The organism is Sporosarcina sp. FSL K6-1508, from assembly GCF_038007465.1.
Classification (GTDB): Bacteria; Bacillota; Bacilli; order Bacillales_A; family Planococcaceae; genus Sporosarcina; species Sporosarcina psychrophila_B.
Genome location: NZ_JBBOXF010000001.1, coordinates 1 through 15,154, shown reverse-complemented (window position 1 = coordinate 15,154; position 15,154 = coordinate 1). Strand labels below are relative to the sequence as shown.

At 44.5% G+C, this 15,154-nt stretch carries 13 protein-coding genes and 1 other annotated feature; of the genes, 12 read left to right on the top strand and 1 reads right to left on the bottom strand.

Annotated features, from left to right (window positions below; genetic code table 11):
* Nucleotides 1–49: 49 nt before the first annotated feature.
* The 12 genes from isdE to ilvA all read left to right on the top strand — a co-directional run bounded on the left by isdE (nt 50) and on the right by ilvA (nt 14,307).
* Complete coding sequence (gene isdE / locus MKZ11_RS00065) at nt 50–937, top strand: heme ABC transporter substrate-binding protein IsdE (RefSeq protein ID WP_340792044.1); 888 nt, start codon at nt 50–52, stop codon at nt 935–937.
* Between the two features lie 14 nt (nt 938–951).
* The gene (locus MKZ11_RS00060; protein WP_340792043.1) at nt 952–1,944 is read left to right on the top strand and encodes a FecCD family ABC transporter permease; all 993 of its coding nucleotides are present in this window, start codon (nt 952–954) and stop codon (nt 1,942–1,944) included.
* Entirely contained in the window at nt 1,934–2,704 is a 771-nt protein-coding gene (locus MKZ11_RS00055; RefSeq protein ID WP_340792042.1) for an ABC transporter ATP-binding protein, read from the top strand. The genes MKZ11_RS00060 and MKZ11_RS00055 overlap by 11 nt, the downstream gene beginning before the upstream one ends.
* A gap of 384 nt (nt 2,705–3,088) precedes the next feature.
* Complete coding sequence (gene ilvD, locus MKZ11_RS00050) at nt 3,089–4,756, top strand: dihydroxy-acid dehydratase (protein WP_340792041.1); 1,668 nt, start codon at nt 3,089–3,091, stop codon at nt 4,754–4,756.
* Nucleotides 4,757–4,760: 4 nt separating this feature from the next.
* Nucleotides 4,761–5,007: a binding site (T-box leader), on the top strand.
* Nucleotides 5,008–5,094: 87 nt separating this feature from the next.
* Nucleotides 5,095–6,861 carry an acetolactate synthase large subunit gene (gene ilvB / locus MKZ11_RS00045; RefSeq protein ID WP_340792040.1) on the top strand — a complete coding sequence of 589 codons (1,767 nt, stop codon included), beginning with the start codon at nt 5,095–5,097 and terminating at the stop codon, nt 6,859–6,861.
* Nucleotides 6,858–7,373: an acetolactate synthase small subunit gene (gene ilvN, locus MKZ11_RS00040; protein ID WP_340792039.1), complete on the top strand. Its 516-nt coding sequence runs from the start codon at nt 6,858–6,860 to the stop codon at nt 7,371–7,373. Before ilvB ends, ilvN begins: the two co-directional genes overlap by 4 nt.
* 80 nt (nt 7,374–7,453) lie before the next feature.
* Nucleotides 7,454–8,488 (top strand): ketol-acid reductoisomerase, encoded by a 1,035-nt coding sequence (gene ilvC / locus MKZ11_RS00035; RefSeq protein WP_340792038.1) that lies wholly within the window; start codon nt 7,454–7,456, stop codon nt 8,486–8,488.
* Nucleotides 8,475–10,016 (top strand): 2-isopropylmalate synthase, encoded by a 1,542-nt coding sequence (locus MKZ11_RS00030; RefSeq protein WP_340796863.1) that lies wholly within the window; start codon nt 8,475–8,477, stop codon nt 10,014–10,016. The genes ilvC and MKZ11_RS00030 overlap by 14 nt, the downstream gene beginning before the upstream one ends.
* Nucleotides 10,017–10,062: 46 nt before the next feature.
* Entirely contained in the window at nt 10,063–11,163 is a 1,101-nt protein-coding gene (gene leuB / locus MKZ11_RS00025) for a 3-isopropylmalate dehydrogenase (RefSeq protein ID WP_340792037.1), read from the top strand.
* A gap of 110 nt (nt 11,164–11,273) precedes the next feature.
* Nucleotides 11,274–12,683 (top strand): 3-isopropylmalate dehydratase large subunit, encoded by a 1,410-nt coding sequence (gene leuC / locus MKZ11_RS00020; RefSeq protein WP_340792036.1) that lies wholly within the window; start codon nt 11,274–11,276, stop codon nt 12,681–12,683.
* A 19-nt stretch (nt 12,684–12,702) separates the two neighbouring features.
* Nucleotides 12,703–13,293, top strand: a complete 591-nt coding sequence (gene leuD, locus MKZ11_RS00015) for a 3-isopropylmalate dehydratase small subunit (RefSeq protein WP_340792035.1) — start codon at nt 12,703–12,705, stop codon at nt 13,291–13,293.
* A gap of 3 nt (nt 13,294–13,296) precedes the next feature.
* A complete protein-coding gene (gene ilvA, locus MKZ11_RS00010) occupies nt 13,297–14,307 on the top strand; it encodes a threonine ammonia-lyase (RefSeq protein ID WP_340792034.1) in 1,011 nt (336 codons plus the stop codon).
* Between the two features lie 165 nt (nt 14,308–14,472).
* Here the strand turns inward: ilvA and MKZ11_RS00005 are convergent.
* On the bottom strand, nt 14,473–15,154 hold a 682-nt coding region (locus MKZ11_RS00005; RefSeq protein ID WP_340792033.1), incomplete at its 5' end, for an exosporium glycoprotein BclB-related protein.

Genomic DNA, 15,154 nt, shown 5'->3' with positions numbered 1-15,154 from the left:
TCTCGCGGGCGCATTGTGCTTTTCTTACATAAGCGGCAAGGAGTTGTGAATGAAAATGCGAACAGTAAGGAACCTTCTTTATACGCTTTTAGCTATTGTTATGTTGGCCGGTTGTTCATCGCAAGAGGGAACTTCATCCAATGAAAAAAAAATTGATCCAGCGGGCGATCGAATTGTTGCAACAACGGTCGCATTGACGGAAATAATGGATGCACTTGAAATTGATTTAGTCGGGGTACCGTCCAGTTACAAAGAGTTGCCTAAACGCTATAAGGACGCGGAAAAAGTGGGAAACCCAATGAGCCCTGACATGGAAATGCTACTGTCACTGAAACCGACAGAAATACTGTCCGTGACAACGTTAAAATATGACTTGCAAGAAATGTTTGACGAACGGGACATTGATATGACCTATGTCAATTTGGAGAGCATCGATGCGATGCATAGCGAAATCTTGAAATTAGGCGAGAAGTACGACCGTCAAGAACAGGCAGAAGCCATTATCAATGAATTCGAAGAAAAAGTCGCCGAAATTGATAAGTTGACGGAAGGACAAGAACAGCCATCCGTTCTTATATTACTTGGTATTCCAGGGAGTTATCTAGTTGCAACAGAAAACTCGTATATCGGAGACCTTGTAAAACGGAGTGGCGGAAAAAATGTCATTACCGGAGAAAAAGTAGAGTTTTTGTCTTCCAATACGGAATATCTACAGCAAGCAAAACCGGATATTATTTTAAGAGCGTCACACGGGATGCCTGAGGAAGTGGTCAAAATGTTTGATGACGAATTTAAATCCAATGATATTTGGAAACATTTCGAGGCTGTTAAAAACGACCGTGTGTATGATTTAGACGAACTTCTATTTGGAACAACAGGTAGTCTGGCTGCAGTCGAAGCGCTAGGTGAACTGCAAAAAATGTTGTATCCAAACTAAAGGCAGGGAAAATAATGTTGCGGAAAAATAAAAAGACGCTCAGTTTTGTCAGCGTCATACTATTACTCATAGTTGTCAGCATTCAATCCGCTCTCATGGGGAGCATTAAAGTCACGCCATTTGAACTGATTCAAGGACTCTTAACGGGGACAAATGAGCAAGTTGCTATCATTAAAGACTTGCGCCTACCGCGGATTCTAATCGCCATGTTTGCAGGAGCAGCTTTGTCAGTGGCGGGAGTACTGCTGCAAGCAGTAATGCGAAATCCATTAGCAGACCCTGGAATTATTGGTGTTTCCGCGGGTGCAGGGTTTATGTCCATACTTGTTGTAGCGTTGTTTCCGACGCTGTACTTTTTTGTACCTCTTTTTGCATTTTTGGGAGGGGCTTTTGCATTTTTCCTTGTGTACACACTATCGTGGAGATCCGGACTCGATCCGCTTCGTATGATTTTAATCGGGATAGCAGTGAATGCTTTATTTACAGGGCTGAGTCAAGGGCTTGGATTTAGCGGAAGTGCGATTACACAATCAATGAGTCAAGTGATGACTTCGACGCTCACGATGAAAAAGTGGAGTGATGTCGATGTGATCGTCTTATATGGAACGATTGGTCTAGTATTAGCGTTTATCGTTTATTCATGGTGCAATTACTTAGCACTGGATGATAAAACGGCAAAAAATCTTGGGGTTAATGTAAATCTAGCACGGTTGGTGATTTCTTTGGTGGCCGTCTTGCTTGCTTCAGTTGCAACGGCAGTCGCGGGCTTATTTGCTTTTGTGGGCTTGCTTATCCCTCATATTGGGCGATCATTGGTTGGAACGGACCACAAAGTCCTCATCCCGTTTTCAGCATTGGCAGGAGCCTTACTGATTTTAACAGCAGATACAGTTGGGCGAACGATTATCGCGCCAAATGAAATCCCTGCTTCTATCATCATGGCAGTCATCGGGGGGCCTTTCCTCATATTCTTGTTGAGAAAGAGTGATCGTATTTATGGACATTAAGGATATTGTTTTCTCCTACGACAAAAAAGTAAATACGTTACATGGCGTCAACAGTACAATTGAGAGTGGAAAAGTGACAACAATTATCGGACCGAATGGTTGCGGAAAATCGACACTTCTTGGCGTAATGGCCAATAATAATCTTCCGCAAAGTGGACAAGTTCAATTAGAAGGAAAAGCACTCGCTGATTTCAAGCCGAAAGAACTAGCGAAGAAGTTAGCCGTTGTCCACCAGCAAAATAACGCCCCGTCGGATATGACTGTCGAAAAACTAACAAGTTACGGACGGATTCCATATAAGAGTCTTTTTACCTCAGCAACAGATGAAGACCAACAGGCCATTGACTGGGCGCTTGCATGCACCAATTTGACGGATAAGCGATCGGTGCCGATTGACGAATTATCTGGAGGTCAAATGCAGCGTGTCTGGATTGCAATGGCATTAGCTCAAAAAACACCCTTTCTTCTACTGGATGAGCCGACGACCTATCTTGATATATATTACCAATACGAATTATTGGAACTGATCAAAGGCTTAAATCGCACGCATGGAATGTCGATTGTCATGGTTTTACACGACATTAATCAGGCGATCCGTTACAGCGATACAATTATTGCGATGAAAGCAGGTAAAATCGTCGCTACAGGCGCGCCAAGCGAAGTCATTACCGTTCAAACCGTAAAAGAGATTTATGGAGTTGACGTAGTCGTAAAAAACGATAAAGCAACTGGTATGTACATCATTCCAGTAGGAATTTAAATTGTGTGAGAATTGACTGGGTGACTGTCACCCACAAAGCAGCCACTCCAGTAAACACTTCTGGAGTGGTTTTTTTCTGTGATTGGAAGACTCCCAAACTCGAATGAAACTACCGGAAATTGAATTCATAAAAAATAATTAAAAAGTGAACAAATTATGTTATATGCGATATATCGCGTTGTGAAAGGCTTGTAAGCGGATACATTAAAATGCACTATTCATAATTGGCTAATAATTTTAAAAACACTGTTGACTCGGGAGGATATCCAAGATATGATGACATCAATCCAATTCAGTTCGTGATTCATTTCACAAACTACATAACCTAACCAACAAGAAAAACAGATGAACAACATGTAAGTGATTTGATGAGGAGAGATTGCAATGAGAAGTGACATGATCAAAAAAGGGGTAGACCGTGCACCCCATAGAAGTTTACTGTACGCAACTGGCGTCAGGATGAAAGATATGCACAAACCTTTCATTGGAGTCTGTAACTCATATATTGATATTATTCCAGGTCATATGCATTTAAACAAATTCGCAGAGGTTGTTAAAGAAGCGATTCGTGAAGCCGGCGGTATTCCGTTTGAGTTCAACACAATTGGCGTTGACGATGGGATTGCGATGGGACATATCGGTATGCGGTATTCACTGCCAAGCCGTGAACTCATCGCAGACTCGGCAGAAACGGTTATCAATGCTCACTGGTTCGACGGCGTGTTCTACATTCCGAACTGTGACAAAATTACGCCAGGTATGTTAATGGCGGCAGTTCGAACGAACGTCCCATCAGTTTTCGTTTCGGGCGGTCCGATGGAAGGCGGTACGTCATCCGATGGCAAGCCCCTATCGCTCGTCTCTGTGTTCGAAGGTGTCGGGGCCTATAAACAGGGTACGATGACAGCTGAAGAGTTGCTCGACATTGAACAGAGTGCATGTCCGACATGCGGATCCTGTTCAGGAATGTTCACAGCGAATTCCATGAACTCGTTAATGGAAATGCTGGGAGTGACAGTTCCAGGTAACGGAACAATCGTTGCTACTTCGGATGAACGTCATCGACTCATTAAAGAAGCCGCGGAACATCTCGTTCGCATGGTGAAAGAAGATGTGAAGCCGCGTGACATCATAACGAAAGAAACAATCGATGATGCATTTGCACTTGATATGGCAATGGGCGGTTCGACAAACACAGTCCTTCATACACTTGCTATTGCACATGAAGCAGAAATCGAATACGATGTCCGGGATATTAACGAAGTCGCCAAACGAATTCCCTATTTATCAAAAATTAGTCCATCATCTGACTACACGATGCACGATGTTCATATGGCAGGCGGTGTCAGTGCAATAATTAAAGAGCTTTGTGAAATTGAAGGAGCGGTGCATCCGGACCGAATGACGATTACCGGAAAATCACTCTATGAAAATGTGAAAGACTCACATATTCTCAACGATGAAGTTATTCGTCGTCATGATAATGCATACAGTCCTGTAGGCGGCTTGTCCGTACTATTCGGCAATATTGCACCGGACGGAGGCGTGATCAAAGTAGGCGCCGTCGATCCTTCAATCAAAGAGTTCAGAGGAAAAGCCATTGTGTTTGAATCTCAGGAAGACACGCAAGAAGGCATTGACAACGGAACCGTAAAAGAAGGCGATGTTGTTGTTATCCGCTATGAAGGTCCAAAAGGCGGACCTGGAATGCCGGAAATGCTCGCACCGACTGCGGCAATTGCAGGACGCGGGCTGGCAACGAAAGTCGCACTCATTACAGACGGACGATTTTCGGGTGCATCCCGTGGCATCTCGATTGGCCATATTTCACCGGAAGCCGCTGAAGGCGGGCCAATTGCGTTAGTCGAAAACGGGGATATCATTGCAATCGACTTAACAAACAGGACGATTGAACTTGAAGTCTTCGAGGAAGAACTCGACAAACGAAGAGCTCACTTAAAACCATTTGAACCTAAAATTAAAAAAGGCTATCTGGCCAGATATTCAGCGCTTGTCACATCTGCAAGTACAGGCGGCGTCATGAAAATCTAATAGCTTCAAATCAATGATGGGGCAAAAGTAATTAGAAACTGTATTCACAGAGAGCTGGTATAGCTGAAAGCCGGCAATACAACTAATTGCGACATCACCCCGGAGTGGATTGCTGAAAAGTTTCCTTAGTAGGCAGTCCCGGGCGCGGAACATCTGCGCTCGTTATAAAAAGAATAGACCTAGTCTATTCATGAGGCAGCAAGATTGCTGCGAACAAGGGTGGTACCATGAAAAACTTTTTCATCCCTATGTAAAGAAGAGTTTCTTTGCGTGGGATGAAAAGGTTTTTTTTATTGAAAAGTTTTATTCACAAAATAAAAGTAAGGAGGAGTTTATAGATGAATGCTGAAGTTCAAACGAAGCAAGCAGTGAAAGAATTGGCGCAAGAAACTGTCTTTGAACCACGACAGACAGAACAGCCGAAAGATGGGTCAGCCGTACTTATTCAAGCTTTAAAGAACCAGGGTGTCGATGTTATTTTCGGCTACCCCGGAGGAGCTGTTTTACCGATCTATGACGCATTGTATCAAAACCCCATTTCCCATGTGCTTGCACGTCACGAACAAGGCGCGATTCATGCGGCTGAAGGGTATGCACGCGTTTCAGGAAAGCCGGGTGTCGTCATTGCAACATCAGGACCAGGAGCGACGAACTTAGTAACGGGAATTACCGATGCAATGATGGATTCACTGCCCCTTGTCATCTTTACCGGCCAAGTAGCAAATACAGTCATTGGTACCGACGCCTTTCAAGAAGCGGATATTATCGGAATCACACAGCCGATCACAAAGCACAACTATCAAGTGAACGATGTAAGTGACTTTCCGAGAATTATTAAAGAAGCGTTTCATATCGCTTCAACAGGGCGTCCGGGACCGGTACTCGTGGATATTCCCAAGAATATTGCAACTGGGCTCTTCATTCCGACAAGTGACATGGATGCTGAAGTAGATCTGCCAGGTTATCAGCCGACAACGACTCCGAACTTTTTGCAAATACAAAAAGCGGCAGAAGCCATTGCCCAAGCAAAAAAACCGCTTATCCTAGCGGGCGCAGGTATCCTTCATGCCCAGGCGATGGATGAATTAAAGGAACTCGTGGAAATACATCGGATTCCTGTAACGAATACACTTCTTGGTCTGGGCAGTATCCAAGGAAATCACGAGTTATTTCTCGGAATGGCCGGTATGCATGGAACGGTTACATCCAACATGGCGATTAGCCAATGTGATGTACTTGTCAATATCGGGGCGCGTTTCGATGATCGACTGACAGGCAATCTAGCAACGTTCGCTCCAAATGCGAAAGTCATCCATATCGATATCGATCCTGCCGAAATCGGGAAAAATGTTCCAACAGAAATACCAATTGTAGCAGATGCTAAAGAAGCATTGCAGGCTTTGCTGAATCAACAATTTAAGTCGCCAGAAACAGAAGTTTGGCTGACATACTTGAAAGAGTCGGCTAAGAAGTTTCCATTGTGGTACGACAATGATGAGGAAGGAACAATTCTTCCCCAGCAAGCACTTGAAATTATCCACCGCATAACAAAAGGTGATGCAATCGTTACGACAGACGTAGGGCAGCATCAGATGTGGACGGCTCAATACTATTCACTGAATAATCCGGATCATTGGGTGACGTCAGGGGGGCTAGGCACGATGGGCTTTGGATTTCCGGCAGCAATCGGTGCGCAAATTGCTAAACCCGAAGCGCGTGTTATCGCAATTGTCGGAGACGCTGGATTCCAAATGACGGCTCAGGAGTTGTCGCTATTACAAGAAATGCGCCTCCCAGTCAAAATCATTATTCTCAACAATGGCTGTCTCGGAATGGTGCGCCAGTGGCAAGAAACGTTTTACGAAAAACGCTACTCACAATCATTAATCCCTGTTCAGCCGAACTTTGTGAAATTAGCAGAGGCATATGACATTAAAGGCTATCGTATCGATACGCTGGATGAAGCGGAGGCAGTGTTCGAAGAGGCCCTATTGTCTGATGAACCCGTCCTCATCGACTGCCGCGTAAAGCAGTTGGAAAACGTCTATCCGATGGTTGCACCAGGTAAAGGATTACATGAAATGATTGGGGTGAGTAAACGATGAAGCGAGTCATTACTGTAACTGTTATCAACCAAAGCGGCGTGCTTAACCGGGTGACCGGTCTGCTGATGAAAAGGCAGTTCAATATTGAAAGCATTACAGTCGGTCACTCCGAAATACCAGGCAGGTCGAAAATGACGTTCATTGTCAATGTGGAAGATGAACAGAAAATTGAACAGCTGGTTAAACAGCTGCAAAAACAAATCGACGTCCTAAAAGTCAATGACATTACGGATAAGGCGATTGTCATGCGCGAACTTGCGCTAGTGAAAGTCATTTCACCTCCCCATGTCAGAAGTGAAATGAACAGCATCATCGAACCATTCCGGGCGACAGTCATTGACACAGGGAAAAATGTCGTCACGTATCAAGTGACTGGAAATCCAGAAAAGATTGAAGCATTCATCGACTTGCTTAAGCCTTATGGTATCAAGGAATTGACCAGAACGGGTGCTACGGCATTTGTTCGTGAAACACAGAAAATCCAATCACCACAGCTATCTATTTTAAAGTAAGAATAGCGCAAGCGCCTGTACAGAAGCGACCGAGTCTAGACATCTTTATCAAAAAAACCACTACTAGGAGGAAAACAATTATGGCTAAAATGTATTATAACCAGGATATCAACGAAGGACTTCTACAAAATAAGAAAGTTGCAATCATCGGATACGGATCACAAGGTCATGCACATGCACAAAACTTAAATGATTCTGGATTCGATGTAGTAGTTGGTGTACGTGAAGGTAAGTCATTTGACCAGGCAAAACAAGACGGACTAGAGGTAACTACTGTTCGCCAAGCAGCTGAACAAGCGGATGTCATCATGATCCTGTTGCCGGATGAAAGACAGAAACAAGTGTATGACGAAGACATCGAACCAGCGCTAAAAGCAGGTAAATCACTTGTTTTCGCACACGGATTCAATGTTCACTTTGGTCAAATTGTTCCGCCTGCGGATGTCGACGTATTCCTCGTTGCTCCTAAAGGACCCGGCCATCTTGTTCGCAGAACATTCGAAGCAGGCGCTGGAGTGCCAGCATTGTTCGCAGTTTACCAAGATGTTTCCGGTCAAACGAAAGACGTTGCACTTGCTTATGCGAAAGCAATCGGATCTGCACGAGGCGGCGTACTTGAAACGACGTTCAAAGAAGAAACTGAAACAGATCTATTCGGCGAACAAGCGGTACTCTGTGGCGGATTGACTTCACTTGTCAAAGCCGGCTTTGAAACACTAGTAGAAGCAGGATACCAGCCGGAACTCGCTTATTTCGAAACATTGCACGAAACAAAACTCATCGTCGATTTGATGTATGAAGGTGGTATGGCAGGCATGCGCTACTCAATCTCGGATACAGCTGAGTGGGGTGACTTCGTTTCAGGCCCGCGTATTGTTGATGCAGATACAAAAGCACGCATGAAAGATGTCTTGACTGATATCCAATCCGGTAAATTTGCTAGAGAATGGATTGCGGAAAACGAAAACGGTCGTCCGAACTTTAATGCATACGAAAAATCGGAAGCTGAGCATGAACTTGAAGTAGTCGGTAAAAAACTTCGTGCAATGATGCCGTTCGTAAATGAAGGTGCAAAATCCAAAGAGGAAGAAGTGGTGGGTAGTGCGACAAATTGACATATTCGACACGACTCTTAGGGACGGTGAACAGTCTGCCGGCATTAATTTAAACACAGCAGAGAAGTTAGAGATTGCACGGCAGCTTGAAAAATTCGGGGCAACAATCATCGAAGCAGGATTTCCTGCTTCATCCCCGGGTGATTTTGAAGCTGTGCAACGGATCGCAAACATAGTGAAAAACTCAACGGTGACTGGTCTCGCCCGCGCAATGAAAAGCGATATCGAAACATCTTGGGAAGCACTTCGCGGTGCTGAACAACCCCATCTCCATGTATTTTTGGCAACTTCACCTATCCATATGGAATATAAACTTCAGAAAACACCGGACCAGGTCGTCGATATTGCAGTAGAAGCAGTGAAATATGCACGGAAATTCTTCCCGCTTGTTCAATGGTCTGCGGAAGACGCATTCCGCTCTGATAGAGAATTTCTAGTCCGTATCATCAATCAAGTGATTGCTGCAGGCGCAACTGTCATCAATATTCCGGACACGGTCGGTTATGCAACGCCTCAAGAATACGGTGCATTGTTTAAGTTCTTGAAAGAGAATGTAACAGGTATCGATAAAGTAAAGCTTTCTGCACATTGTCATGATGACTTAGGATTTGCCGTTGCCAATTCAATCGCAGCGATTGAAAATGGTGCAGACCAAGTTGAAGGTACAATCAATGGGATCGGAGAGCGGGCAGGAAATGCAGCGCTTGAAGAAATTGCAGTTGCATTACATATCCGGAAAGACTTTTACGGTTTTGAAACGGGCATTAATTTGAAAGAAATAAAACGCACGAGCCAGCTTGTCAGCCAATTAACAGGCGTAGTCATCCAGCCCAATAAAGCGATTGTCGGTAAAAATGCATTTGCCCATGAGTCCGGTATACACCAGGACGGTTACCTTAAAAATCGCGGAACATATGAAATCATAACTCCAGAATTAATTGGAGATAAAACAGAACCGCTTGCGCTTGGTAAACACTCAGGCAGGCATGCATTCAAAGACCGTGCCATTACAATGGGCTTTGACCTCAGTGACGATAAATTGAATGAAGCTTTTGCAGAATTTAAGAAGCTTGCGGATCGTAAAAAGGAAATTACAGAAGATGATCTCTTTGTCTTATTCACTGATCAGCAAATTCAATATAAAGACGTACCTGTTTATGAATTAACGAATGTTCAAGTTCAATATGGGACGACGAATACTCCAACTGCAACAGTTACAGCTGTTGAACCGAATGGTGAAACGACGACTGTAGCAGCAACAGGTTCAGGCTCGGTGGAAGCGATTTTCAATACGCTGGAACTGCTCGTTAAAGGGGAAGTCCATATCCTCGATTACCGCGTGACATCGATTGGCAAAGGACGCGATGCCCTCGGTGAAGCTGTTGTCAATTTAAGTATCAATGGTCAAGTATCTATTGGGCGAGATGTAGCTCAAGATGTTTTAGAAGCATCTGCAAAAGCCTATCTAAATGCGATTAACAGACAGTTGATTAAAGAGCAATCAAAATCTAAAGTGGTTGTCGGATGAATTTACAGAATAGACAGTTTCAATAATGATAAGGAGGAGAAGTTCTATGGAAAAGAGAGTAGCAGTATTACCAGGTGATGGAATCGGTCCAGAAGTAACGGAGGCAGCCGTAAAGGTACTTGAAGTGATTGCAAGACGGTTTAATCATACGTTCCACGTAGAATATGGAGTTATCGGCGGCGAAGCGATCGACAAGCAACAAAATCCGCTTCCCCATGAAACAATAGCACTTTGTGAAGCAAGTGATGCAGTACTTCTCGGAGCAGTCGGCGGACCGAAATGGGATCAGAATCCTTCAGCAATGCGACCGGAAAAAGGTCTGCTTGCGATTCGGAAACATTTTGATCTGTTTGCCAATCTTCGGCCTGTGAAAGCTGTGCCATCCTTACTCCATGCATCTCCTCTAAAAGAAGAAGTGGCGAAAGATGTAGATATGATGATTGTGCGGGAACTGACAGGCGGTTTGTACTTCGGAGAACCGAGTCGGCGTACGGCAGATGCTGCAGTGGATACACTGGTTTACACAAGAGAAGAGATTGGCCGTATCGTAGAAAAAGCTTTTGAAATTGCGCGGTTGCGCAGAGGCAAAGTGGCTTCTGTTGATAAAGCAAATGTACTTGAATCGAGTAAATTATGGCGTGAAGTCGTTGAAGAGAAAAAGAAAGCATATCCCGATGTTGAAGTGGAGCATATGTTAGTCGATTCTACTGCTATGAAACTGATTACGAACCCGGCAGCTTTTGATGTTGTTGTAACGGAAAATATGTTTGGCGACATTCTTAGTGATGAAGCATCGGTCATTACAGGATCACTAGGCGTACTTCCCTCAGCAAGTATCCGCTCGGACGGTTTTGGCCTTTATGAGCCCGTCCACGGTTCCGCACCCGAAATTGCAGGACTCGGGTTGGCGAATCCTGCGGCGGCAATTCTTTCGGCAGCGATGATGTTGAGGTATTCATTCAAAATGGAAACGGAAGCATCCGCAATCGAAGAAGCTGTCAATACGGTATTCGAAGACGGTTTCTTCACTGCTGATCTTGTAGAGTCAGGTCAACGGGTTTTATCAACAAAAGAATGGACAGATAAAGTGATTGACGAACTTGATACACAATTCGTCTCGAATAGCATTATGTTTTCATACGTTTAACTTGTTTCAGCAGGAGTCTCGCACTTCTATTTTGTAAGGAAGCGACGTTCTTAGACTAACTTCCTTACTTAAACTGGATGCAATTGAAAAGAGAGAGGAAGGGCTGGCATATGGCAAAGAATATCATTGAAAAAATATGGAATCAGCATATCGTCTACGAAGAACAAGGGAAGCCTGATTTACTCTATATTGATCTTCATTTATTGCATGAAGTCACTTCTCCACAGGCATTTGAAGGGCTACGACTTGCGAACCGCACTGTGCGCAGACCCGACCTCTGCTTTGCGACGATGGATCATAATGTCCCGACACGGAACCGAGATGCGATTAAAGATCCGATTGCACGGAAACAAATCAACACATTGCAAACGAATTGCGATGAATTCGGTATCCCGCTTGCAAATATGGATCATCCCGATCAAGGGATTGTTCATATTATCGGTCCGGAACTTGGACTGACGCAACCTGGCAAGACAATCGTTTGTGGTGACAGCCATACATCCACGCATGGTGCGTTCGGTGCGATTGCGTTCGGTATTGGTACGAGTGAAGTGGAGCATGTTCTTTCGACACAAACGTTGTGGCAATCCAAGCCGAAAACGATGGAAATCCGTATTAATGGGAGCCTAGGATTTGGTGTAACTGCGAAAGACGTCATTTTAGCCATCATTGCTAAGTTCGGCATTGATATGGGCACCGGTCATATTGTTGAATTTACCGGTGAAGCAATCCGCAATTTAACGATGGAAGAACGGATGACTGTTTGCAATATGTCCATCGAAGCAGGCGCAAAAGCCGGTTTAATCAGCCCGGATGAAACGACTGTTGCTTACTTGAAAGGTCGCAAATACGTTCCAGAAGGGGAAGCATTCGAAGAAGCGGCGGCACATTGGCTGTCCCTTGCAACAGACGAAGGTGCAGTCTATGATACGGTTCTTGAAATGAATGCAGAGGAAATCGAACCATTTGTAACTTGGGGAACTAACCCTTCAATGGGTTCGGGTATTTCTGGGAACGTCCCCTATGCAAAAGAGTTTGAAATGGAGTCGGACAAAGACGCTTTGAAACAGGCGCTGTCTTATATGGGGCTTGAAGAAGGGGTACCGCTGACGTCTATTGATATCCAGCATGTCTTCATCGGTTCATGTACGAACGCAAGAATGAGTGATTTACGTTCAGCAGCAAAAGTAATTGCGGGGAAAAAAGTCCATCCTTCTGTTACGGCAATTGTTGTCCCTGGTTCACGAACTGTTAAAAAACAGGCGGAGGATGAAGGGCTAGATTCAATATTTCTTGAAGCCGGATTCGAGTGGCGGGAATCAGGCTGTAGTATGTGTCTCGCGATGAATGATGATGTTGTGCCGGCCGGAGAACGCTGCGCGTCTACATCGAACCGGAATTTCGAAGGACGTCAAGGAGCAGGGGCGCGTACACATCTTGTAAGTCCCGCCATGGCGGCAGCTTCTGCAATTGCCGGTCATTTCGTAGACGTACGTGAGTTACAAGCGGTGCATGTATAACGAAGGAGAGGGTGATTAAATGGAACCAATTAATGAAGTAGTCAGCGTTATAACGCCGCTTGATCGTAAAAATATTGATACTGACCAAATTATATCCAAAGAATTCTTGAAACGAATTGAGCGTACAGGATTCGGGAAATATTTGTTTTATCATTGGCGACACCATGCAGACGGAACAGAAGTTGAAGATTTTGTCTTAAATGATGAACAATACAAAGGGTCTAAAATCCTCGTCGCTCAAGAAAACTTCGGTTGCGGCTCCTCGCGTGAACATGCGCCATGGTCGATTTTGGACTATGGATTCAACGTCGTCATTGCGCCAAGCTTTGCGGATATCTTCTATAATAACTGTATGAAAAACGGCTTGCTTCCTATTAAGTTGAAAATGGATGAAGTAGAAGAGCTATTGGCGAATGGGCAGCAACGCCAATACGCAGTGAAAGTAAACTTGGTCGAACAGACGGTAACGGGGCAAGACAGTAAAACCTATTCCTTTGACATCGACCCGTACTATAAAGAAATGTTGTTGAATGGTTGGGATGAAATATCCTTAACTTTTCAATATGAATCACAGATCACCAACTATGAAAAGCAACATCAGCTAGTGTAAACGTTGACTAAAAGAGGAGATGGTGTAATTGGGAATTTGTATGAAACTGCGCGCTTATTCGAAGCATTTGAACGCTTAACCGAAATCGTTCATAGAACGCCTTGCAAACAATCGGAGACGCTGAATGAATGGACACAATCTGAAGTGTATCTGAAACTCGAAAACTTGCAGAAAACGGGCTCTTTTAAAGTTCGGGGAGCTTTTAATAAAATCTCCCAATTGACTACAGCAGAATGTGCAAAAGGGTTGCTAGCGGCCTCAGCAGGAAATCATGCACAAGGTGTTGCGTTAGCTGGACGAAAAGCGGGTGCTCGGGTCACGATATTCATGCCCGAAACGACTCCGGCTGCAAAAGTGGATGCAACCCGGAAATACGGAGCGACTGTCAAACTTGTTGGCAAGAGTTTTGATGAAGCTTATAAAGCTGCTCGAACTGAGCAACTAGCAACAGGTGCAACATTTATCCACCCATTCGACGATATAACAATTATCGAAGGCCAAGCAACTGTTGCGATGGAAATGTTGCAACAGCAACCAGACTTAGACACAATTATCGTGCCAGCAGGCGGAGGTGGTCTCCTTGCTGGGACTGCATTAGCTGTGAAGACCATTCGTCCCACTGTCAAAGTCATCGGTGTCCAAGCTGCAAATGCGCCGGCCATCGTTTCAGCTTATCATGGCAGGAAAAATAATCCGACCCACTTTTTACCGACGATTGCAGAAGGGATTTGCGTCAGAGAACCGGGAAAAGTAACCATGGATATCATTCATAATTATGTAGATGATATGATTACAGTGTCAGAACAGGAAATTTCATCGGCTATTTTATTCATGCTAGAACGAGAGAAGATGCTGGTTGAAGGAGCAGCGGGTGCAGCGATTGCTGCTGTTCTGAATAAGAAACTGCCGACTTCATCTACGCGAGTCGGTGTAATCGTCTCAGGCGGAAATTTCGACGTGGGGAAGTTGGGGAAGTGTATTGAGAAATGTAATGACTCGGTGCTGAATTTCTAATATGGATGTTGCACAAATTAAACAACATGACTCATGGTTAGGATCTCTATTGCTGAATATTCGAATTGAAAAGCCCCTTTCATTTGTTAATAAATGAAAGGGGTGACTTTTGCCTTTTGGCAGTTTTTGAGATCTCTTTTGAACTGCACTTTTTTGTATCTGATCTTATAAACTGATTGTTAGTCCAGCACTTGCTCCACCTGTTACGGTGTTTATAAGTGAAAGACCTCCAGCAGTTGCAGAGAACACCATTAATAAGCGGTCACCTTGTGCTACAGGAACTGAGATTGTGCTAGATGAAGCAAAACTTAGGCTACCAATAGCGATTACACCCGATAATGGTGGAGCTAGATTTAAAACAGCAGTTGTTGGGCTAAAGGTATTACTGCCTGCTGGTGCGCGAAATACTTGTGCGGTAATTGTTATAGTTGAACCAATAAGTGTCAATGCCACAGTGTTCTTGAATGTGGCTGACATTGCTGTAATCGTACCAGCTTGAGGTACAGTAAAAGAGTATTCAAGTGGGAGAAGCGCAGTACTGATATCATTACCCACTAGAGAGACACCTGGTTCTGACCCACCAAATCCTATAAGACTTGTAGTACCAACTAATCCACCTAGGACAGTAGTCAAGACTGCTGGAGTACCCGATGCAAAAGGGATAAAGGCACCAGCACCTGTAGCGCCTGTCGGTCCAATAAGTCCCGTAGCGCCCGTAGGCCCAGTAGCTCCAGTTGGTCCAATAAGTCCATCAGCTCCGGTAGGTCCCGTAGCGCCAGTAGCACCCGTCGGTCCGGTTGGTCCAATAAGTCCGTCAGCTCCAGTTGCTCCAGTTGCGCCGGTAGCA